We start from the raw sequence: 21385 nt of genomic DNA on the forward strand, positions 1-21385 counted from the left end.
GGCTGACGCTTGGATAGGTGAGATGCATCTGCTGTTCGCCACATCGATCGTGCCCGACGGCGCTCTCGCTTCGGGCTATGAGATCGCCAACGCTGCGATCATCGCCGCCTTGCGGCGCGCCGGCGTGCGCCTCACCGTCATCGGCTTCATCTGGCCGGGCAAGGCGCCCAGCGACCCCGAAAACACCATCGTGCTCGGCGCCGTCGACGTGCGCACGGAAAGCGCCTCGGCGCGGCAGAAGCTCGCCTGGCTTGGCAAGGCGGTGCTGTCAGGGCTCACCTTCGCTTCCGTGAAGCTGCGCGCGGTTTCCGACAGCGAAGTCAGTGCCGCGATCGAGCGCGCCGGTCCCTTCGACGGCTATGTCCTGAATTCGGTGCAGTTCGCCGGCGCCTTTGAAAAACTGTTCGCCGACCGTCCCTCGATTTTCGTCGCCCACAATGTCGAACATGGTTCGGCCAAAGAGAATGCGGCAGCAGCAAACAGTCGCTTCCAGCGCCTGCTGTTTGCCCGCGAGGCCAGGCTGCTCAAGACCATGGAGGAGCGGCTCTGCCGCCGGGCTCGCTTCGTCTTCACGCTGGCCGAGGAAGACCGCGCCGCACTCGGCGTTGCCAGCGACGACCGCTCGGCGGTGCTGCCGCTGGTGACCACTGCCACGGCGCCAAAGCCGGTCAAGCCGCGCCGCATCGATTGCGACGCGGCGCTGATCGGCACTTGGACCTGGCAGCCGAACCGCATCGGCCTCGACTGGTTCCTGGAAAAAGTCGTGCCGCATCTTCGCCGGAGCTTTCGCATCAGGGTCGCCGGCAACATGCCGTCGGATATCACCTCTGCCCATCCCGGTGTCGAATTTGTCGGCCGCGTGTCCGACGCCCAGAATTTCGTGCGCGGCGCCGCCGTCATTCCACTGATCAGCACCACGGGCAGCGGCGTTCAGCTCAAGACCATCGAAACCTTCGAGCTCGGCCTGCCGTCGGTCGCCACCAGCCGTTCGCTGCGCGGCATCGATCATCGCCCGGCAAATTGCTTCGTCACCGACGATCCGGCCGCCTTCGCCGGCGCGCTGGAGGCAGCGGCGGCCGATGTCAGGGATGTCGATGGCAGCGCCTTTCACCGCCGGCAGATCAAGGCACTGGATGCCGCCATCAGGCTCGGCCTGGAAAAGCTCGGGTCGGTGGGGGAGGAGGTGTTTGCATGAACATGCACACCGCCCGCGCCGCCTTCGGGCTCGATACGCTGAAGACGATCCTTGGCATTTCGGTCCTTGCCATCGGCTGGGATGACGCGATCGCGCTGCTCGCTCGTCTGATTGCCGAGCGGCGCTTCACCAAGGTCAGTTTTCTCAACGCTCACAACGCCAACATCGCCTCTACCGATCCGGTCTTTGCCGAGGCGCTCGACGATTTCCTCATCCTGCCTGACGGCGTTGGCGTCGATCTGGCGGCAAAGCTGCTCTACGGCGCGCCGTTCCCGGACAATCTCAACGGCACTGATCTCATTCCGGCCTTTCTGCAGGCATCGGCGAGGCCGCTGACCGTCGGGTTGCTTGGCGCCACCCGCGCCAACGCCGAGGCGGCGTCGGTCAGGCTAGCCGCTCTGGCGGTGCAGCACGAATTCGTCGTCATCCATGACGGCTATTTCTCCCCCGCCGAAGAGCAGGCGATCGTCGATCGCATCGAGGCATTGCGGCCCGACGTGCTGCTTGTGGCCATGGGCGTGCCGCGCCAGGAATTGTGGATCGCCCGTCATATCGATGCCCGCCACTGCACGCTGCCGATCGCCGTCGGCGCGCTGCTCGATTTTCTCTCCGGCACGGTGCCGCGGGCGCCTCTGTGGATGCGCCAGCTGAGGCTCGAATGGTTGTTCCGTCTGTGCATCGAGCCCGGCCGGCTGTGGCGCCGCTACGTCGTCGGCAATCCGGTGTTCCTGCTGCGTGTCGTCAGGCAGAAATTCTCGCGTCGGCCCGAGCCCGCCGGAGAGTTGCGGTGAACAGCCGCGTCGTGCCGAGCCCTGCAGCCGAGACCGGTGCCCTGCCGCAAACGCCGACGGCGGCGGTGGTGACCGCCAGCTATGCGCCGGATTTCGAACGCTGCCGCCTGTTGTGCGAGACCCTCGACCGCCATGTCTCCGGCTTGGCGCATCATTACATTCTGGTCGAGCACCGCGACGTGGCGCTGTTTCGCCAGTTGGAAAACGACCGCCGCAGCGTTGTCGACGAGCGCGACCTGCTGCCGCGCTGGCTGCGTGTGTTCGACGATCCGATGAGCCTCTTTCGCCGTCGCATCTGGCTCAGTCTCAAGACCCAGCCGCTGCGCGGCTGGCATGTGCAGCAGCTGCGCCGCATCGCCATCGCTGCGCATGCTGGAGAAGACGTGCTGGTCTTCTGCGATTCCGACGTCGCCTTCCTCAAGCCATTCGATCTGAGCGCCTTCTGGCGCGACGGCAAGGTGCGGCTGTTCCGGCGCGACGGCGTGCTGTCGAGCGACGGTCACGACGAGCATCGCATCTGGTCGCGCAATGCGGCCTCGGCGATTGGTATCGATGCATCCGAGGTTTCGAACCACGACTATATTTCGACGCTGATCGCCTGGCGCCGTCAGACCGTGACGGCGATGTGCGCCGAGATCGAGAAGGTGCACGCGCGCGGCTGGGTCGAGGTCATCGCTTCAGTGCGCCGGTTCTCCGAATGCATGATCTATGGCCGCTATGTCGACGATGTGCTGGGGGGCGCCGGCCATTTCCACGGCTCGGAGGAATTCTGCCGCGTGCACTGGACCGGGGAGGCGCTGTCGGATGACGAATTCCGCAGCTTCGTCGCCGCTATGGCACCGGGGCAGGTGGCGATCGGCATGCAATCCTTCATCGGCACCGATATCGGCCGCATCCGCCGCCTGATCGGATTGGCTTAGATTGCCTTGGCGGGCTTGCGCAGCGCCGAATAGGTTAGCAGCGCCGAGGCGAGATAGAGCAGCAGGAAGACGACATTGAGCGATACGACAAGCCTGGGCGTGTCGGCAATCGTGGTCAGCACATAGGTCAACAGCACCGCCTTCAGCCCCGCCAGCAGGCCGAGGTTGAGCGCCCTGAGCGCGGTCTGGCCGCGCGCGAACAGCAGCTCGGCCTGGTATTCGACCAGGTTGCGCAGTCCCGGCACGCCGATTGCCAACGCCACCAAGGGCGCCGCCTCGGCGACATTCCGGCCAAGTGCATTGGGGAAGAAATGCAGCACGATGCCGAGTGCGGCCAGTGCCAATGTCGACACCAGGAACACGCCGGCTTCGATACCGCTCTTGACCCGCAGTCGCGACAACAGCTCCGGCGCCCGCATCATCCTCTGCACCAGCATCATCGAGAAGGTGCGGATCGGGATTGCCGTCAGGTCGACCAGCCGCATGATGATGGCATAGATGCCGGCCAGATGCGGCCCGCCGATCGCCAGCACGAGCAGCTTGTCGAATTCCGACTGCAGGTAGAACAGCACTTCGGCTCCTGCAACATAGATCGAATCGGCAAGCCGCCTGAGATAGAGCTCGGTGCGCAGCCTCAGCCGCTGGCGTGGATAATAGAAGCCGAAGGCCAGCAGCAGCGAGGCGGCGTTGGCGCCGATGTAGAACAACGACCAGATCCAGACGCTGTGCTGGCCCGATAGCATGAACAGCACGGCGCCCAGCGCGCGGAACGCCGTGGCCACGATCGACAGCACGGCGGCGCGGCCGAATTTGCCGAGCCCGTTGTTGACGATCAGCACCACCTCGACCGGCCGCCACAAAAGCGCCTCTGCAAAGACGATTGCGGCAAAGACGGCCAGCGGAACGGTGCTGGCGAAGAAGATCAGGTAGACGCCCCAGGAGGCCGCCGCCAGCAGTGGTAAGGACACGGCGCCAAGCAAAAGGAAGCCGGCGGTGAAGGTGCCGATCAGATTGGGGCGGATGGTGGCTGTGCGGTAAAGCGCCGAGATGAAGCCGAAAGCGAGGATGCGCGACAGCATGACGCCGGCCGCCGAGGCGGTGGCGAACATGCCGAACTCGGCAATCGACAGCGTGTTGGCAAGTGCGATGAAATAGGCAAGCGAGAACACCAGCCGCCCGCCGGCGCCGCTGATGGCTGAAAGATAGTCGCGAACCAGCCCCCGTCTTTCGGCGAGGAAGGTGCCGATGCGGGCGAGTGTCCGCCTTTGCGGTATGTCGCTGGCCTGCGTCATATCGAGGAAAGCCGTAAGCCGCAAAGCTTAACGTGCGGTTCTGACGCCATTTTACAGATCCCGGCAATGCGTGGCGAAGCGAGAAACTTTCACTTGCAGACTTAGGAAATTAACCTTTTGTTTCCCATGCCTGTTTAGCGTGACTTAACGATTGGCCGACCGCCGCTCCTGCGCCGTCGAAGGTAAAGTTTCGAGACAATGGTCGACAGGGAAAACCGTGAAGACTGGAGGCGCGAGCGCTCCCTCCTGGCGCTCGGCAAAGCCGTGCGCGGCGATGAGGCGGCGGATGCGTCGGCGGTCTCGATCGGTGACCGGGTGGATCCGTCATGGCGCGAGGACGCCGCCACGCGTCACCGCATAGCCCGCTCGCAACGCGAGGCGCGGTCGAATCCGGCGCCAACGTCACCGCCCGAGCCGCCGCAGTTCCAGGCCGACGGCGAACCCGTTTCGGCCGCCAGCGCGCGTGAGGAGCCTGTTTCCGGCCGGCGTCAGCAGCACGCCGCCTATGAGCTCCGCTCTTTCCACGAGCAGCGACCGGACCGCGACGACGATGACGGGCAGGAATGGAAGCCGCTGATCGATCCGCTCCAGGTCGTCCGCGGCATTAGTCGTTCCAAGTTGCTGATCGTCTCGACTACGATATTGGGCACGGTGCTCGGCGTCGCCGTCGCCGTTTCGACACCGAAGAAATACGAAGCCACCACACAGATGGTCATCGAGCCAGGCGACCTGAAGCTTTCCGACAACGATCTCACCCAACCGGTCGGGCAGCCCGATGCGGCGCTGGCTGTTGTCGAAACCCGCATCAAGATGGTGACATCCGGCAAGGTCCTCGACAAGGTCGTGGCCGATCTCAATCTCGTCGACGATCCGGAATTCAACGGACAGGGCTCTGGCGGCCTTGGCGTCCTGTCGCTCATTCGCTCGATACTGTCGCGCCAGGATGGCCCTGGCGGCGGCGGTGAAGTGCGCCGCCAGGCGCTGGCGGTCGGCAATCTGGCCAAGAGCCTGTCGGTTGAGCGCAGCGGCAAGAGCTTTGTCGTTTCCATCAGCGCCACCACTCAAAGCGCCGACAAATCGGCGAAGATAGCCAATACGACCAGGGACGTTTTCCAGCAGGAGGCGGCCCAATACCAGTTCGGGATGGCCGGGCGCGCGACGGACCAGCTGACGGCCAAGCTCGATGACCTGCGCAAGAATGTCGAGACAGCGGAGCGCAAGGTCGAGGATTTCAGGGCCACGCATGATCTCGTCGACGCGCAGGGCCATCTGATCAGCGACGACCAGATGCTGAAGCTCAACGAGCAGCTCTCAGTCACCCGGGCCCGTACGCTGGAACTCAATGCCCGGGCCGCGTCGGCGCGTTCGCTGGACGTCAATTCGGTCATCAACGGCACCTTGCCGGAAGAAATCAATTCCAACACGATGAGCGAACTGCGCGCGCAATATGCAGTTTTGAAGCAGGAGGCCGACCGCGCCGCCGTGCGTCTGGGACCGCGTCATCCCGAATACCAGGCGCTCAACGCCCAGCTCGACGGCTCGCGCGAGCGCATCGCAGGCGAACTGCGCCGCATCGCCTCGTCGCTGCAGGTCGATTTGAAGCGCTCGGTTCAGCTTGAGCAGGATCTCGCTTCCCGCCTGGCTCAGGCAAAGGTCCAGAGCGGCGACGTCAACAGCGATCTGGTCAGCCTGCGCGAACTGGAGCGTGACGCCACGGCCAAACGCTCCGTCTACGAACAGTACCTTCTGCGCGCCAAGGAGACCGGCGAACAGCAAAACATCAACACCACCAACATCAATCTGATGACCCCCGCGCAACCGCCGCTCGAACCCAACGGACCGTCGCGGGCTGTAATAGCGATGGCCGGCCTGCTGCTCGGGCTTGCTTCGGGCATCGGTGTCGGCGCCATGCGCGGCGCCTTTGCCAGCCTGCGCGGCGCTGCCAATTCGCGTTCGCGCGGCAGAATGGACGAGCGCCCCCCTCCGGTCGAGGACAAGGTCTATCGCGCGCCGCTGCCTGTGGCGCCGCCACCGGCAGCACCTCCGGTGTTGCCGACCGCGGCCGCTCCCGCCCGGAGCCCAGGTCTGTTCGACGGACTGTTCTCGGCGATGCGCAAAGCCGCGCCGGGTAGCGGGACGTCAGGCGAACCCGTCGAGACCTACCGCGCCCAACCAGCCGCCGAATATACAAGGCCGGTGCAGGAGCCTGTGGGCTATCGCCAGCCGGACTTCCGGAACGAGGTTCCGCACGCCAATTCCCCTGCGCAGCAGCCTGGCTACGCGCAGCCTCGTCAGCCGGCTGACTATGCCTATTCGCAGGCTCAGCCGATGCCCGCGGCGTCCGGGCCGTGGTCTTCTCCGCAGCCCGCTGGGGCGGCGCCGGAAGACCAGCAGGCGCAAATCGACGATATCCGCGCCAGCCTGCGCGAATTTCGCGAAGCGGTGCGCGAACTCACCGAAAGCCGTTCGCACCGCCGCTATTTCTGAGCAATTCCAGGAAAAGTGTGAAACGGTTTTCCCGGGAAAAGCGCGTAGCGCGCTTTCCCTTGGGAATTGCGTCAAAACAAGAAATAGAGCGGTTCAGCCTTTCCGTGAAAGGATGAGTCGCTCTGAGCCCGTCAGCACAGAATAAAAGCTGCCGGTTTCGAGTTTACGGCATGTGACGGCGCTTTGACGGGATTGCTTAGGCCAAATTTCGTGACAATGCCGCGCAGCATGGCGCCCAAAAAACGCTGCCGTCGGGCTTTACCCGAATGGGCGGAACGTTTGGAACAACGACATGCACGAAGCAACGTTCAAGGCGCGCGCCGCGCCTTGGCTGGAATGATGTCGAGGATGGTTCATGGCCGAAGTGATTGACGGAAAGATCGTCGCCGCAGACGTGGTTCAGAAGGTCAAGGCCTTGACCGAGGACCTGGTCGCCAAGGGAAAGGCCCAGCCCGGCTTGGCGGTGGTCATCGTCGGCGAGGATCCGGCAAGCCAGGTCTATGTCGCGTCGAAGTCGCGCACCGCCAAGGAATGCGGCTTTCATTCGCTGCAGCACACACTGCCGGCCGACACGTCCGAAGCGGCACTGCTGAAGATCATCGGCGAACTCAACGCCGATCCGGCCATCAACGGCATTCTGGTGCAGCTGCCGCTTCCCGCCCATATCGATGCCGGCAAGATCATCCAGGCCATCGCGCCACAAAAGGATGTCGACGGCTTTCATTTCATCAATGTCGGCAAGCTCGGCACCGGCGAACTCGAAACAGCCTTCGTGCCCTGCACGCCGGCTGGCTCCATGCTTTTGATCGAACGCGTGCGCGGCAAGGATCTTTCCGGCCTCAACGCGGTCGTCGTCGGCCGCTCCAACATCGTCGGCAAGCCGATGGCAAATCTGTTGCTTGCCGCCAACTGCACCGTCACCATTGCCCACAGCCGCACCAAGGATCTGCCGGCGCTGGCCCGCACAGCCGACATTCTGGTTGCCGCCGTCGGCCGGCCCGAAATGATCAAGGGCGACTGGGTCAAACCCGGCGCCACCGTGATCGATGTCGGGATTAACCGCATTGCCGCACCCGAGAAAGGCGAAGGCAAAACCCGCCTCGTCGGCGATGTAGCCTATGCCGAAGCGGCCAAGGCCGCCGGCGCCATCACCCCCGTGCCCGGCGGTGTCGGACCGATGACCATTGCCATGCTGATGGCCAATACGTTAGCCTCAGCCTACCTTGCGGCCGGCTTGAAGCGGCCTTCCTTCTGACCCAGAAAGCAGCTTCTTTGCCGAACCTTACTATTCCCTCTGAACGGCCGGTCGTGGATGATCCCGTTCAAGGGGGCCGGCAATTCGCGTTCCTGCTGGTCGACAAGTTTTCGATGTTTTCGTTGGCAGCGGCGATCGATACCTTCCGCTCGGCCAACCGCCTGCTCGGCCGCGATTTCTATGGCTGGACGACGGTCTCGGCCGACGGCGATCCCGTCATGGCCTCCAACGGCCTGCCGCTCAAGATCGACTATGCCGTCGCCGATTTGCCGCCGGTCGATATCCTGTTCGTGTCGGTGGGCCTGTCGGTCGAGTTCCCCGGCAAGAGCAAGGTGCTGGCGGCGCTGCGCAGCTGGGGCCGGCGCGGCAATGCGCTCGGCGCGCTGTCGGTGGGCTCTTACCTCCTGGCCGAAGCCGGTCAGCTCGAAGGTTATCGCTGCACCATCCATTGGGAAAACCGCGCCGGCTTCGTCGAGCGCTTTCCCGACATCAATTGCACCGGCAACGTCTTCGAGATCGACCGCAAGCGCTACACATGCGCCGGCGGCACCACCTCGATCGACCTGATGCTGGAGATCGTGCGTGGCGACTTCGGCTCGAACCTCGCCAACGGCGTTGCCAACCAGTTCCAGCATGAGCGCATCCGCTCCGCCGGCGACCGCCAGCGCGTCGGGCCGGAGCGCGACCTGACCGGCAAGTCGGAGAAGCTAAGGCGCATCGTCGAACTGATGGCCGACCATCTCGACGAGCCGCTATCAGCCGTGCAGCTTGCCAAATCGGCGGGCCTGTCGGTGCGCCAGGTCGAGCGCTTGTTCCTGCGCCATTTGAGCGTCACGCCCGGTCGTTACTACATGCGGCTCAGGCTTGAGCGGGCGCGCGAACTGCTGCGCCAGACCAACATGCCGATCCTCGACGTGGCCATTGCCACCGGCTTTACCTCGCACTCCTATTTCGCGCAGAGCTATCGGCTGCAGTTCGGCCGTCCGCCTTCCGAAGAGCGGCGCACCACGTACTGACGCGGTGCTGAGCCGGCCTCGGAACAGGCCTCGGCCGGCGCCGATCCTGTTACACGGCAACCGTTCGTAACCCGCTCCGGGGCTTGTGCCCGGACGCGCCGTCAAATAGCTTCCGGCGCGGATCAGAGGGCGGTCTCAAGGAGATTTCCATGGCGGGACTTTTGCGGAGCGTCGCTGCGGCGCTGCTCCTTTTGTCGATGACTTCGCTCGGCTTTGCCGCCAACAAGGTCATCATCATTCTTGACGCTTCGGGCTCGATGTGGGCCCAGATCGACGGCAAGCCGAAGCTCGAGATCGCGCGCGAATCGCTGAGGACCGTGCTGCAGTCGGTCCCGGGCGACGACGAGATCGGCTTCATGGCCTATGGCCACCGCGAAAAGGGCAGCTGCGACGACATCGAACTGATCGTGCCGCCGCAAGCCGGCTCGGCTAGCGCCATTTCGGCCGCTGCCGACAGCCTGAAATTCCTCGGCAAGACGCCGCTGACCGCAGCCGTCAAGCAGGCGGCCGAAGCTCTGAAATACACCGAGGACAAGGCGACCGTGGTCCTCATCACCGATGGGCTTGAAACCTGCGAAGGTGACCCGTGCGCGCTGGGCAAGGAACTGGAGGCCTCAGGCGTCGATTTCACAGTCGACGTCGTCGGCTTCGGCCTGACCGCTGACGAGGGCAAGCAGATCGCCTGCCTTGCCGACAACACCGGCGGCAAATATATCCAGGCCTCGGACGAGAAGGCGCTGCAGGAAGCACTGGTCGAAACCGTCGCCGCGCCGGCTCCGGCACCTGAACCCGCACCGGCGCCAGCCCCAGCTCCAGCCCCTGAACCGGCAAAGCCCGAATTCAATTTCATCCCGAGCGTGGTCATGGCCGAAGGCGGCGATCCGATCACCGACGGCAATGCCTGGGAGGTCTACAAGGCCAAGGCCGATGGCACGCACGGCGAGGCCGTCACCACCCAGTACAACAACTACGAGGCCAATCTCGAGCCGGGCGACTATGTCGTCGTCGCGCGCGCCGACGAAGCTCGGGCGGAACAGAAGGTCAAGATCGAGGCGGGCCAGGTCTACAAGCCGCTCTTCACCTTGAACGCCGGCACCATGCTCATCCATCCAAAGCCAAGCCAGGGCGCCGAGATCAGTGACGAAGCCGATGTCGACTTCGCCTTCCCGGGCGGCAGCACCACCCACTATGGCGACACCAGGATCATCGTGCCGGCTGGTGAGCAGAAGGTGACGGTTGCGATCGGCAGCGGCTCGGTGACCGAGAACATCCAGCTCGCCGCCGGGCAGACTGTGGAAAAAGACATAGTCGTCGGCGTCGGCCATGCCGCCGTCAACGCCTACTACACTGCAGGTGGCGACAAGGCCGACTCCTCGGGCATCAGCGTCCAGATCGTCAAGGCCAAGAAAAAGATCGACGGCTCGCGTGACGATGTCGCCCACTCCTATGGGCCCGACAGCAAATTCTGGCTGCCGCCGGACGATTATGTCGCGGTCACCTCGCTTGAGCTCGCAACCGTCGAGCAGCCTTTCAGCGTCAAGGTTGGCGACGTCAAGGACGTCAAGGTGACGCTCGATGCCGGCGTGCTGGTGATGTCGGCGCCGGGCGCCTATTCGATCGAGGTGCTGTCGTCGAAGAAGGATATCCAGGGCAACCGCAAGGCGCTCGGCCTGAACTATGGCGACACCTGGCAGCAGACTATCCCGGCCGGTGACTATGTCGTCCTCCGCCACATGCCCGATCAAGGCCATGACAAGGAAATGCCGGTGACGGTCAAGGCCGGCGAACGGAGCGAGATTACGGTTCAGCCGTAATCGCCATCCATCCCTCACCAAAGGGCGGCCTCAAACCGAGCTCGAGCCGCCCTTTTTACAAAATAGGCAATGATGCCTCAGGCCGTGCCGAAAGCACTGGCGCCGTGGTCGGCGCGGCCGACCAGCTGGCGGAAACCGGCGAACAGCTCGCGGCCGAAACCGAACTCGTTGCCGATGAGATCAATGTCGGCCGTGCGGCGCAGCGCGAGCTCGGGCCCCGGCACCAGCACTTCCAGCGTGCCGGCATCGGCGTCGAGCCGGATGATGTCGCCGTCATGGATCCTGGCGATCGGCCCTTCCTCGACCGCTTCCGGCGTTACATGGATCGCCGCCGGCACCTTGCCGGAAGCGCCAGACATGCGCCCGTCCGTGACCAGCGCGACGCGCTGGCCACGATCCTGCAGGATGCCGAGCACGGTGGTCAGCTTGTGCAGTTCCGGCATGCCGTTTGCCTTTGGGCCCTGGAAGCGGATGACGGCGATGAAGTCGCCGGTCAGCGTGCCGGCCTTGAAGGCTTCGTTCAGTCCCTGCTGGCTGTCGAACACCTTGGCCGGCGCCTCGATGACGCGGCGTTCCGGCTTCACGGCGGACGTCTTGATGACGGCGTGGCCGAGATTGCCGGCGAGCACTTTCAGGCCGCCGGTCGGCTGGAAGGCCTTCTTGAACGGCGCCAGCACCTTCTCGTCACCGCTCTGCAGCGGCGAGGCTTCACGCACGACGCCGCCATCTTCGCCGAGCCGGGCCTCGACCGCATAGGGCCTCAGGCCTTCGCCCCATACCGTCTGCACATCCTCATGCAGGATGCCTTCGTCGAGCAATTCGCGGATCAGGAAGCCGAGCCCGCCGGCGGCATGGAAATGGTTCACGTCGGCAAGCCCGTTCGGATAGACGCGCGCGAGAAGCGGCACCGCTTCCGACAGGTCGGAAATGTCCTGCCAGGTAAGCGTGATGCCGGCCGCGGCGGCCATGGCGATGAGATGGATGGTGTGGTTGGTAGAGCCGCCGGTGGCGTGCAGGCCGACGACGCCATTGACGAAAGAGCGCTCGTCGATCATGCGGCCGACCGGCGTGTAGGCGTTGCCGAGCGCGGTGATCGCCAGGGCTCGCCTGGTCGCCTCGCGCGTCAGCGCGTCGCGCAGCGGCGTGCCTGGATTGACGAAGGACGCGCCGGGCGTATGCAGGCCCATGATCTCCATCAGCATCTGGTTGGAATTGGCGGTGCCATAGAACGTGCAGGTGCCCGGCCCGTGATAGGATTTGGACTCCGCTTCGAGCAGTTCTGCGCGTCCGGCCTTGCCCTCGGCATAGAGCTGGCGAACCTTGGCCTTCTCGTCGTTGGGCAGGCCCGTCGTCATCGGCCCGGCCGGCACGAACACCGCCGGCAGATGGCCGAAGGTGAGAGCCGCGATCACCAGCCCCGGCACGATCTTGTCGCAGACGCCGAGATAGACGGCGGCGTCGAACATGTTGTGCGACAGGCCGATCGCCGCGGACATGGCGATGACGTCGCGCGAAAACAGCGACAGCTCCATGCCGGGCTGTCCCTGGGTCACGCCGTCGCACATGGCGGGCACGCCGCCGGCCACTTGCGCGATGCCGCCAACTTCCTTCGCGGCTTCCTTGATCAGCGCCGGGAAGGTTTCGAAGGGCTGATGCGCCGACAGCATGTCATTGTAGGAGGTGATGATGCCGAGGTTCGGCACCTTGTCGGCGCCGAGCGCCAGCTTTTCAGACGGGCTGCAGACGGCAAAGCCATGCGCGAGGTTGCCGCAAGACAGGACGCCCCGGTTGGCGGTGCGGCTGGAGGCCTCGGCGATGCGGCCGAGATAGCGCTCGCGGCCGGCTTTCGAGCGTTGGCGGATGCGTTCCGTGATGACTTCGATGTCGCGTCTGGCTGTCATGGTCGGTCCTTTCGAGCCCCGGAAGAACGTCCTCCACCGTCTGCCGGGACTGCTTTGCGTGAAATCAGGGTGCCCAGAACACCTCTACCGGGGTGGGTGCCGCTTCGAGGACTTTGCGGATGGGCTTTTTCGCACCCGGTCCCATCGCATCCTCGAAAGCGGTGCGCTTGTCCTCGCCTTCGATATGCAGCGCGATGAAGCCGGCGGCGACGATGCGCGCCATCGATAGAGTCAGCCGCGGCTCGCCGCCGCTTGGTGCATGCACCGGCAGCACGATCCTGCGCGAAGCTGGATCGAGCAAGGCGGGTAGATTCTCGGCGTCGGGAAAGAACGAGGCGGTGTGGCCGTCGCCGCCCATGCCGAGCACGACGACATCGAGGGGCCAGGGCAGAGCCTTCAGCGCCGCATCGTCGGCCGCCGCGGCGGTCTCGATCCTTGCCGCCTCATGGTAGAGCGGCACGAAGTGCGCGGCAGCCGCCTTGTTCTGCAGCAGGTTGGCCGCGACCAGCCCCGCATTCGAGCGCGGCGAGGAGGCCGGCACGAACCGTTCGTCGACCAGCGTCACCGTCACCTTGTTCCAGGCGATCGGAATGGCCGAAAGTGCTGCAAAGAACTTTGCCGGCGTGGTGCCGCCGGAAACGGCAAGCAGGGCCGTGCCGCGCTCGTCGATGGCCTTGGTCAGGCGCGCCGCGACATTGCCGGCAAGGGTTGCCGCCAGATCCTGGCGCCCGGCAAAGCCGTTCCAGTTGTAGACGGGCTCGCTCAATTGCTTTCGTGCCATGTCCGCCCGTCGCGTTCGATCAGCGCAATCGAGGCCGAGGGACCCCATGTGCCGGCCGTATAGCCTTGCGCCTCCTGCCTGGCGCTTTCCCAGGCGTTCTGGATCGGGTCGATCCACTTCCATGCCGCCTCGACCTCGTCGCGGCGCATGAACAGCGTCTGGTTGCCGCGGATAACATCCATGATTAGCCGTTCATAGGCGTCCGGCGCGCGGCCGTCGAAAGATGTTGCAAAGCTCATGTCGAGCGGAATCTGGCGCAGCCGCATGCCGCCCGGGCCTGGATCCTTGATCATGATGAACTGCTTGACGCCTTCGTCGGGCTGCAGCCGGATCACCAGTTGGTTGGCTGAGATCGGCCCGGCGCTGTCGCCGAAGATCGAATGCGGGATCGGCTTGAACTCGATGACGATTTCCGAAACGCGGGTCGCCAGCCTTTTGCCGGTCCTGAGATAGAATGGCACGCCGGCCCAGCGCCAATTGCCGATCTCAGCCTTGATGGCGACGAAAGTCTCGGTGGAGCTGTCTTTGCCAAGTTCTTCGACATAGCCTTTCACCGCGCCGCCTGCAGAGGCGCCGGCGCGGTACTGCCCGCGCACGGTGTGCTTGGGTGCCTCATTGCCGTTGATGCGCTTCAGCGCCCGCAGCACCTTCAGCTTCTCGTCGCGCACGGCATCGGCATCCATCGACGATGGCGCCTCCATGGCAACCAGGCAGAGCAGCTGCAGCATGTGGTTCTGCACCATGTCGCGCAGCGCGCCGGCCTTGTCGTAGTAGGTGACGCGGTCTTCAAGACCGACGGTCTCGGCCACCGTGATCTGCACATGGTCGATATGGGCAGAATTCCAAAGCGGCTCATAGAGTGCGTTGGCAAAGCGCAGCGCCATCAGATTCTGCACCGTCTCCTTTCCGAGATAGTGGTCGATGCGGAAGATCTGGCTTTCGTGGAAGTCGTCTCCAACCACGTCGTTGAGCTTGCGCGCCGAATCGAGGTCGCGGCCGATCGGCTTCTCCAGCACGATGCGCGAATTCGGCGTGATGAGATTGTGGGCTTTCAGCTGGTGCGAGATGTCGCCGAACAGCGCCGGCGCAACCGCCAGATAGAAAGCGCGAATGCGGTCGCTTTCGCCGATCGCCTTTTTCAGCTTGTCGAAGCCGGCACCCGTCGTCGCGTCGGCCGATACGTAGGACAGCCGGGCAAGAAATGTCTTGAGTTCCTCGGCGTCGATGTCGGCCGGCTTAACATGCTGGGAAATCGCCTGCTTGGCGAAAGCCTGGAATTCCTCGTCGCTCATCTTGGAGCGCGAGGTGCCGATGATGCGGGTCGGCTCGGAAAACTGGTGGTCGCGCTGGCGGTGGTAGAGCGAGGGCAGCAGCTTGCGTTCCGACAGGTCGCCGGTGCCACCGAAAATGATGAAGTCGAAAGGCTCGACGGGAATGATCTGGCTGGTCATGGTCTGTCCGCTTTGACGCCGCTCGCTGTGACGCGGCAGGATATAATCTAATCGATTTAAACTATCCAGTGCCATGGTGTCACATCGAGGCCAAATCACTGCATATTGATTCGCTCCAAATGTGCCTTGACACTGGCTGCCACCCGGAGGCTTTTCGTCAAGCGATGGTCCCGGGGCTTTCGCGCCTGCAACATAAAGCGGGAATGTGACGAAAGCTAATGCGTGTCGCCCAGAAGTGCGAAGCGGTTCTGGGAGACAGACACGCATCAAACAAAAAGGAAAATGCGCTTGCGAGGTGGGTCTTCAATGAGCGGAAAAAGCATGCGTCTGGAAAACAAGGTTGCCGTCATCACGGGTGCTGCGTCAGGTTTCGGCGAAGGCATGGCCAGGCGCTTTGCCGAAGAGGGCGCCAAGGTCGTCGTCGCCGACCTCAACGCCAAGGGCGCGGAGCGCGTTGCAGCAGAGATCGGCCAGGCCGCGATCTGGACCCAGACCGACGTTTCGCAGCGTTCCGAATTCGACGAGATGGTCTATGCCGCAAAAAGCGCCTTCGGCCGCATCGATATCATGGTCAACAATGCCGGCTACACCCATCGCAATGGCGACATGCTCGACGTCGACGAGGCGACCTTCGACCTGATCACTTCAGTCAACATGAAGGCGATCTATCACGCCGCACTTGCCGTGGTGCCGATCATGGAGCGGCAGGGCGGCGGCGTCATCCTGACCACGGCTTCGACCGCCGGTCTGCGGCCGCGGCCGGGGCTCACCTGGTACAATGCCTCGAAGGGCTGGGCGATCACCGCGACCAAGTCGATGGCGGTCGAACTCGCGCCCAAGAACATCCGCGTGAACTGCCTTTGCCCGGTCGCCGGCGAGACCGGCATGCTGGAGAAATTCATGGGCACTGACACGCCGGAGATCCGCGAGAAATTCCGTGCCTCGATACCGCTCGGCCGTCTGTCGACGCCGCTCGATATCGCCAACGCTGCGCTTTGGCTTGCGTCGGACGAAGCCGCCTTCATCACCGGTGTGGCGCTGGAGGTCGACGGCGGCCGCTGCATTTGAGCAATTCGGGAAGTACCTCGCTGTTCGCAATGCATGGCAGACAGAGCAATGTCGGCAAGAGTTCGCATCGGTGCGCCGGCCGGCCGAGGAACGAACAGTTGACGTCGTCATGCCGGACCCCAGTTTGACTTCTCGATCACCCGAAAGGCATAACGGGATCGTGGATAGTGTTGGCGGGTGATGAAGATCAGGCAGCAGAAAAGTCGCTATGATCTGGGATGGCGGCTGCGGCTTTACCTGGCCACGCGTGCGCGGGCGCGAAGCAAGGCAATTTTCATCGGCATTACCGGAAGCTCCGGCAAGACCACGGCGGGAAGCCTGCTTGGACACATCCTGGCCGGTCATGGTTCGGTCCATACACAGGTTCTGGCCAACACGATGAAACTGTTGGTCTCGACGCTATCCAGGCGAATGGGAAAGGGCGGCAAAACCGACTACGTCGTCTTCGAGGCTGCTGCATTCGGCCCGGATACAATGAAGCCCATGGCCGAATTGCTTCGCCCCAACGTGGCTGTTGTCACAATGGTCCGGCTGGAGCATCGCGCCAGTTTCAAGACTGTCGAAAACGTCGCACGAGAAAAAAGCGCCCTGGTCGCGGCGCTGGAGCCGGGCGGCTTCGCGATGCTCAATGCCGATGACCCTCTTGTGATGGGCATGGCCTCGGCGAGCGATTGCCGTTCCGTCACATTCGGCACATCGGAGCAGGCGGATTATCGCGTCAGCGATATCGAGGCCTCCTATCCCAAGCCGTTGCGGTTCTCGCTCCACTGGCGCGGCGGTGTGCTCGATATCGAGACGTCGTTCCCCGGCGAGCATTTCTGGCTGCCGACTTCAGCGGCGGTGGCAACCGCTCTTGAGCTGGGCGTGCCTGCGCAGATGGTCAAGCACAGGATCGCGACGTTCCAGCCTCTGGAAAATCGCGGCCAGGTGCTCGTCCCCGCGGGTGGCCCCCACTTCATCGTGGATGCCGCAAAGGCGCCCTGGCATTCGCTGAGCCTTGCCTTCGACATGGTAGCCGGATCGACATTTGGGCGAAAACGTATCGTTCTTGGCCAGCTATCGGATTTTTCCGGCTCGAATAACAGATATGCCCAAGCTTACAGCAGCGCGCGCGAGATTGCAGACCAGGTGATTTATGCCGGCGATCATGCCCATCGCTCCAAGGCGAACCAGGCAGATCGCGACAGCGGCCGCTTCATCGAATTGCGCACGGCCAGGGAAGTGTCGGACTACATCGCCCAAACCGCGCAGCCTGACGAGTTGATCCTGCTCAAGAGCTCGTCCAATCTGCACCTCGAGCGTGTCGCTCTTGCCTGGACCCACGACGTCCAGTGCTGGGTTTCGGTATGCGGCAAGACCGAGGGATGCGAGCAATGCGGCCTCTATGAAGTGCCGTTTGAGCAGCACCGTGAGTTTGTGGCGCAGAGAAAATCGAAGCGCCGCAAGCACAGACTGCTGCGGCTCCTCGGCCGCTAGAATCTTTGGCTGAAGCACGCCAGCGCCCGTTTGACTCTGGAACTTGGCACGACGCATATTAGGCTGGCTAAAAGCTGGCGGGGTGTGAAACTGGAATTGCTGAAAATTCGCAAGGACTTGGGCTGGGCGCTGCGACGGCTGCAGGCGCGCTGGGTGCGGGCGCGTAACAAGGCGACGTTCATCGGCATTACCGGCAGCTCCGGCAAATCCACATCCACCAGCCTGCTTGCACACATACTGGCCGCCCAAGGCAAGGTGCATCTACAGGCCCAGGCCAATACAATGCCTGCGCTCATCCGAACGCTTTACAAGCGCCTGAGGAAGGCCGGCAAAGTCGATTACGTCGTTTTCGAAGCCGGCGCTTCCGACTTCGGCACGATCAGCGCCATGGCGCAGATGCTGAAGCCGAGTGTGGCGGTGGTTACGATGATCCGTCTGGAGCATTTCGGCAAGTTCAAGACTCTGGAAGCTGTGGCGGGAGAGAAGCGGGCGCTGGTCGGGGCACTCCAACCTGATGGACTTGCGGTTCTCAATTGCGATGACCCACTGGTGATCGGCATGGCGTCTGGCGCGAAATGCCGGATTGCGACCTTCGGCCAGTCCGGCGAGGCAGACTACCGCGTGAGTGACGTGCATGCCGCGTATCCGGAATTGCTGCGGTTCACCCTTCATTGGCGCGGTGGCAGCCTGAATATTCAAGCGCCTTTTCCCGGCGAGCAATTCTGGCTGCCGACTGCAGCGGCTGTTGCCGCCGCCTTGGAACTTGGCGTCCCGCCAGAGCAAGTCGTAGCGAGAACGGCATCGTTTGCACCACTGCCCAACCGCTCTACGGTGCAAGAGGTATCCGCGGGCCCGAAATTCCTGGTCGATACGGCCAAAGCGCCCTGGCATTCGCTCAACATTGCTCTGGAGATGATTGCAAAGGCCAAGGGTGCTCGCAAGCGCATTGTGCTGGGGCAGATATCCGACTACGCCGGCTCGTCGAGGAAATACGGCGCCGCCTACAACATCGCGCGCGAAATCGCCGATGAGGTCATTTATACCGGCGACAATGCGCATCGCTCGCGCGCCAGCCAGGCCGACCGCGACAGCGGCCGTTTCATTGAGCTTCGCACTGCCAAGGAAGTTTCGGATCATATCAAACGGACGGCAGTCCCAGGAGAACTGATTCTGCTGAAAAGTTCGTCCAACCTTCATCTGGAAAGGATCGCGCTCGCCTGGACACACGACGTCAAATGCTGGGTCCCGATATGCCGCAAGTCGGAAAGCTGCCAAATGTGCGGCCTCTACGAGGTGCCGTTCGAGGAACAGCGGGATTTCCTGGCGAAGCGCAAACTTGCTCGCAGGAGACACCGTTTCAGGTGGTTGCTCGGCGGCTGACCAGATCTGGCGGCTTGCGTGTCAATCCCCGGTCTTGATGTAGCTCTTGTAGATCCAGCCGCGCTTGCCGTTGTAGACGATCTGGCACCATTTCTTGCAACTCATCACCTGCACCGACGACTTGGCGGGCACGGTCCCCATGGCGGCGGCGTTTTTCTGCGGACCGCTGCGCATTGTCACCGCCCTGAGGATGCGTCCGGTGCCGGCGGCAGCAGCCACCTTCTGTGGCTTGGCCTTGGCCTGGGTATCGTCCGTTGCGGCGGAAGATTGCTCGTTTGGAAGTTGCGGTTTTGGCGTCGGTATGGCGGCGGTCTCGGCGTCGTCGTCATTGGCGGGAGCAGCGACCTTTGACAGCTGCGTCGTGGCGTCGCTCTGCGCCGCCGGTTCTTCGAATGCCGCGGCATCAGACGGTTTGGCGGCAGCCTGCTCGGCAGGCGCCTGATCGGATGGCGTCGCGGCAGGGTCGCTGTTGGATTGCGCCGCAGTCCAGCGCGGATCGTTCGCCGACAGCGGCGGCATGGCAGCCCCACCGGCAGCGACCGTCGATGAAACCGCATCGCCCTTGCGCGCGGCTTGTGGCGCCGCTACCGCGGCAGCCGTGGCCGCGACCGGGGCAATCTTGGTCGTCTTGACCGGAAAAGTCGGAACGTTCTGCTGTGTGCTGGCGATCGCTTGCCGGTCGCTGGCCGGCAACGCCAGCCAAAGCGCTATGCCCGCCACGCCAAGCAGCGCTGCGGTGCCGACCGCGGCGATCACCAGATGCGAATTCGTGCGCACCCCCTGCCAGAAGGAGGGCCGCATGTCATAGCCGAATTGCATGGCGAAGCGCCGACGTTCCGGCGCGCCGAAACTGAAGGGCTCGTTCACTCTTGCCACCTCCAAAAGATGAGCCGGTGTTCTTTCGATCGGCGCCGGCAGCCCGGCATTCGATCGGCATCGGTCCCAACAACAAAGCGGGCAGGCCCGCAGAAATCCCCGTTCAATCGCCCAGAACCGGCATCCTTTGCCCTTGATTGTGGCATCAGTGCGCCCTCAGGGGAATTGTGCGCTCTTGTTAAGGATTCTGCAACGTCTCGCTGCGGCAACCAACAGCTCAATAGAATCAGCTCAGTACCAGCCACGGCCGATATGAGATACTTTCTCTATATTCGGTCCCTCAGGGAAAACCAGTTCAGTGCCAAGAACAATAATGGCGTTCTAAATCGCCGGCCGCCGGGAAAAGCCGGGATGTTCAGGTCCTCGATCAGCTTCAGTCTGTCGCGGTTGCCGGCGACGGTCTGGGCATAGAGCTTGCCGAAGAAGTTCGACAGCATCACGCCGTGGCCGGAATAGCCTCCGGCCGAGATCACATTGGGCATCACCTCGCGCACGAACGGTTTCCTGGGCATGGTGATGCCGACATAGCCGCCCCAGCCATGGGTGATCTCGACATCGCTCAGTTCCGGATAAAGCTCGGCTATCTGCCGGCGGATATGGACATGGATGTCCTTCGGATCGTTGACGCCATAGACCTCGCGCCCGCCGAACAGCAGCCTTCCATCCCTGGATTTGCGGAAATAACGCACGACGAAACGCGAATCGTCGACCGCCTCGCCGCCCGGCAGCACTTTCGAATCGACGCCCAGCGGCACCGTCGCGCCGATGAAGGAACCGATGGGCATGATGTGCGCGGCACTCACCGGCTCGAGCGTGCCGCCATAGGCATTTACACCGATCAGGCATTTCTGGGCGGTGATGGTTCCTCTCGAAGTCGTCACCCTGACCTTGCCGCCGCTGGAGGTAACACCGGTCGATAGTGTCTGCTCGAACAGGTGCGCGCCGGCCGCTGCCGCGACCTTTGCCGTGCCGATCACCAGCTTCATCGGGTGGATGTGTCCGGTGCCGGTGTCGCGGGTGCCGCCGAAGTAGCGTATGGAGCCCAGCCGTTCGGCCGTTTCCCTTGCATCCATGAAGGCGATATGCGGATAGTTGAAGCGGCTGGCCATGATCTCGGCATGCGCCTTGTAGTCGTTGAGATAACGCGGCTTGTGCGCCACGGACAACTGGCCGGGCATATAGTCGATGTCGATCTGGTTGACGGCGGCGAATTCGAGCAGGTGCGCTTTCGCCTCTTCGGCAAGGTCGAACAGCGCCTTGGCGCGGGAGAAGCCGTATTCGGCCTCCATCTCTTCGGCCCAGGCGCGCTGGCCCGTGCCGAGCTGGCCGCCATTGCGCCCTGAAGCGCCGTCGCCGAAGCGATGCGCCTCGATCAGAACGACGTCGGCTCCCGCCTTCGCCAAATGAGCGGCCGCCGACAGCCCGGTGAAGCCACCGCCGACGACGACGACGTCGCAGCTGCGGCCGCCGTCCAGGGCAGGGTACTCAGGGCGTGGTCCGGCTGTGTCTTCGTACCAGGAGCGACCGGGGGAGATAGGTGATTGGTAAGGCATGGGGACACCAGCCAATGGTGAATGGTGAATGGTGAATGGTGAATGGCTGCGAGACGCACGACGTCTGCGCTCATCCATCCAATATGAAACTACTCACCATTCACTATTCACCATTCACACGACGAAGTC

General features: G+C 63.4%; 16 protein-coding genes. 10 read left to right on the plus strand and 6 right to left on the minus strand.

Annotated elements, in window-relative coordinates:
- The first annotated feature begins 22 nt into the window (after window positions 1-22).
- Genes NLY36_RS22700 through NLY36_RS22710 form a run of 3 tightly spaced genes read left to right on the plus strand, consistent with a single transcriptional unit; the run spans window position 23 to window position 2906 of the window.
- Complete coding sequence (locus NLY36_RS22700; protein ID WP_023735747.1) at window positions 23-1195, plus strand: glycosyltransferase family 4 protein; 1173 nt, start codon at window positions 23-25, stop codon at window positions 1193-1195.
- Window positions 1192-1986: a WecB/TagA/CpsF family glycosyltransferase gene (locus NLY36_RS22705; RefSeq protein ID WP_023669298.1), complete on the plus strand. Its 795-nt coding sequence runs from the start codon at window positions 1192-1194 to the stop codon at window positions 1984-1986. Before NLY36_RS22700 ends, NLY36_RS22705 begins: the two co-directional genes overlap by 4 nt.
- Window positions 1983-2906: a DUF6492 family protein gene (locus tag NLY36_RS22710; protein WP_023669299.1), complete on the plus strand. Its 924-nt coding sequence runs from the start codon at window positions 1983-1985 to the stop codon at window positions 2904-2906. Before NLY36_RS22705 ends, NLY36_RS22710 begins: the two co-directional genes overlap by 4 nt.
- Here NLY36_RS22710 and NLY36_RS22715 read toward each other — a convergent pair.
- Window positions 2903-4198, minus strand: a complete 1296-nt coding sequence (locus NLY36_RS22715) for a lipopolysaccharide biosynthesis protein (RefSeq protein WP_023669300.1) — start codon at window positions 4196-4198, stop codon at window positions 2903-2905. The two genes, NLY36_RS22710 and NLY36_RS22715, sit on opposite strands and share 4 nt — an antisense overlap.
- A gap of 198 nt (window positions 4199-4396) precedes the next feature.
- On the opposite strand from NLY36_RS22715, the gene NLY36_RS22720 reads away from it, so the two are divergent.
- From NLY36_RS22720 to NLY36_RS22735, 4 genes are all read left to right on the plus strand, one after another.
- Window positions 4397-6685 carry a GumC family protein gene (locus tag NLY36_RS22720; RefSeq protein ID WP_023692390.1) on the plus strand — a complete coding sequence of 763 codons (2289 nt, stop codon included), beginning with the start codon at window positions 4397-4399 and terminating at the stop codon, window positions 6683-6685.
- A 355-nt stretch (window positions 6686-7040) separates the two neighbouring features.
- Window positions 7041-7940, plus strand: a complete 900-nt coding sequence (folD, locus tag NLY36_RS22725) for a bifunctional methylenetetrahydrofolate dehydrogenase/methenyltetrahydrofolate cyclohydrolase FolD (RefSeq protein WP_023669302.1) — start codon at window positions 7041-7043, stop codon at window positions 7938-7940.
- 17 nt (window positions 7941-7957) lie between these two features.
- Complete coding sequence (locus NLY36_RS22730; protein WP_032888631.1) at window positions 7958-8956, plus strand: GlxA family transcriptional regulator; 999 nt, start codon at window positions 7958-7960, stop codon at window positions 8954-8956.
- 149 nt (window positions 8957-9105) lie between these two features.
- Window positions 9106-10770, plus strand: coding sequence for a vWA domain-containing protein (locus NLY36_RS22735; RefSeq protein ID WP_023697312.1), 1665 nt, complete (start codon window positions 9106-9108; stop codon window positions 10768-10770).
- A gap of 77 nt (window positions 10771-10847) precedes the next feature.
- Here the strand turns inward: NLY36_RS22735 and edd are convergent, their stop codons facing one another.
- From edd to zwf, 3 genes are all read right to left on the minus strand, one after another.
- Window positions 10848-12671, minus strand: coding sequence for a phosphogluconate dehydratase (gene edd / locus NLY36_RS22740; protein ID WP_023697311.1), 1824 nt, complete (start codon window positions 12669-12671; stop codon window positions 10848-10850).
- 64 nt (window positions 12672-12735) lie between these two features.
- On the minus strand, window positions 12736-13452 hold the full coding sequence (pgl, locus tag NLY36_RS22745) for a 6-phosphogluconolactonase (protein WP_023697310.1): 717 nt from the start codon (window positions 13450-13452) through the stop codon (window positions 12736-12738).
- Window positions 13434-14903 (minus strand): glucose-6-phosphate dehydrogenase, encoded by a 1470-nt coding sequence (gene zwf, locus NLY36_RS22750; RefSeq protein WP_023669307.1) that lies wholly within the window; start codon window positions 14901-14903, stop codon window positions 13434-13436. Before zwf ends, pgl begins: the two co-directional genes overlap by 19 nt.
- 321 nt (window positions 14904-15224) lie before the next feature.
- Between zwf and NLY36_RS22755 the strand changes: the two genes are divergently transcribed.
- The 3 genes from NLY36_RS22755 (at window position 15225) to NLY36_RS22765 (ending at window position 18827) form a co-directional block, all read left to right on the plus strand.
- Window positions 15225-15971 carry an SDR family oxidoreductase gene (locus NLY36_RS22755; RefSeq protein ID WP_027049416.1) on the plus strand — a complete coding sequence of 249 codons (747 nt, stop codon included), beginning with the start codon at window positions 15225-15227 and terminating at the stop codon, window positions 15969-15971.
- A gap of 180 nt (window positions 15972-16151) precedes the next feature.
- Window positions 16152-17447 carry a Mur ligase family protein gene (locus NLY36_RS22760; RefSeq protein WP_023697308.1) on the plus strand — a complete coding sequence of 432 codons (1296 nt, stop codon included), beginning with the start codon at window positions 16152-16154 and terminating at the stop codon, window positions 17445-17447.
- An 84-nt stretch (window positions 17448-17531) separates the two neighbouring features.
- Entirely contained in the window at window positions 17532-18827 is a 1296-nt protein-coding gene (locus NLY36_RS22765; protein WP_023697307.1) for a Mur ligase family protein, read from the plus strand.
- Between the two features lie 21 nt (window positions 18828-18848).
- Here NLY36_RS22765 and NLY36_RS22770 read toward each other — a convergent pair whose 3' ends face one another.
- Both NLY36_RS22770 and NLY36_RS22775 read right to left on the minus strand, forming a co-directional pair.
- A complete protein-coding gene (locus tag NLY36_RS22770; RefSeq protein WP_023697306.1) occupies window positions 18849-19694 on the minus strand; it encodes an SH3 domain-containing protein in 846 nt (281 codons plus the stop codon).
- Between the two features lie 275 nt (window positions 19695-19969).
- Entirely contained in the window at window positions 19970-21256 is a 1287-nt protein-coding gene (locus tag NLY36_RS22775) for an NAD(P)/FAD-dependent oxidoreductase (protein ID WP_023697305.1), read from the minus strand.
- Window positions 21257-21385: the final 129 nt, after the last annotated feature.

It is taken from the genome of Mesorhizobium sp. C399B, from assembly GCF_030323185.1.
GTDB lineage: Bacteria > Pseudomonadota > Alphaproteobacteria > Rhizobiales > Rhizobiaceae > Mesorhizobium.

What these genes read in the sequence shown, in the direction of transcription:
- NLY36_RS22700 (WP_023735747.1), top strand. Translation starts at nt 23, where the DNA reads ATGCATCTGCTGTTCGCCACATCGATCGTGCCCGACGGCGCTCTCGCT.
- NLY36_RS22705 (WP_023669298.1), top strand. Translation starts at nt 1,192, where the DNA reads ATGAACATGCACACCGCCCGCGCCGCCTTCGGGCTCGATACGCTGAAG.
- NLY36_RS22715 (WP_023669300.1), bottom strand. Translation starts at nt 4,198, where the DNA reads ATGACGCAGGCCAGCGACATACCGCAAAGGCGGACACTCGCCCGCATC.
- NLY36_RS22720 (WP_023692390.1), top strand. Translation starts at nt 4,397, where the DNA reads ATGGTCGACAGGGAAAACCGTGAAGACTGGAGGCGCGAGCGCTCCCTC.
- folD (WP_023669302.1), top strand. Translation starts at nt 7,041, where the DNA reads ATGGCCGAAGTGATTGACGGAAAGATCGTCGCCGCAGACGTGGTTCAG.
- NLY36_RS22735 (WP_023697312.1), top strand. Translation starts at nt 9,106, where the DNA reads ATGGCGGGACTTTTGCGGAGCGTCGCTGCGGCGCTGCTCCTTTTGTCG.
- edd (WP_023697311.1), bottom strand. Translation starts at nt 12,671, where the DNA reads ATGACAGCCAGACGCGACATCGAAGTCATCACGGAACGCATCCGCCAA.
- pgl (WP_023697310.1), bottom strand. Translation starts at nt 13,452, where the DNA reads ATGGCACGAAAGCAATTGAGCGAGCCCGTCTACAACTGGAACGGCTTT.
- zwf (WP_023669307.1), bottom strand. Translation starts at nt 14,903, where the DNA reads ATGACCAGCCAGATCATTCCCGTCGAGCCTTTCGACTTCATCATTTTC.
- NLY36_RS22755 (WP_027049416.1), top strand. Translation starts at nt 15,225, where the DNA reads ATGCGTCTGGAAAACAAGGTTGCCGTCATCACGGGTGCTGCGTCAGGT.
- NLY36_RS22760 (WP_023697308.1), top strand. Translation starts at nt 16,152, where the DNA reads ATGAAGATCAGGCAGCAGAAAAGTCGCTATGATCTGGGATGGCGGCTG.
- NLY36_RS22775 (WP_023697305.1), bottom strand. Translation starts at nt 21,256, where the DNA reads ATGCCTTACCAATCACCTATCTCCCCCGGTCGCTCCTGGTACGAAGAC.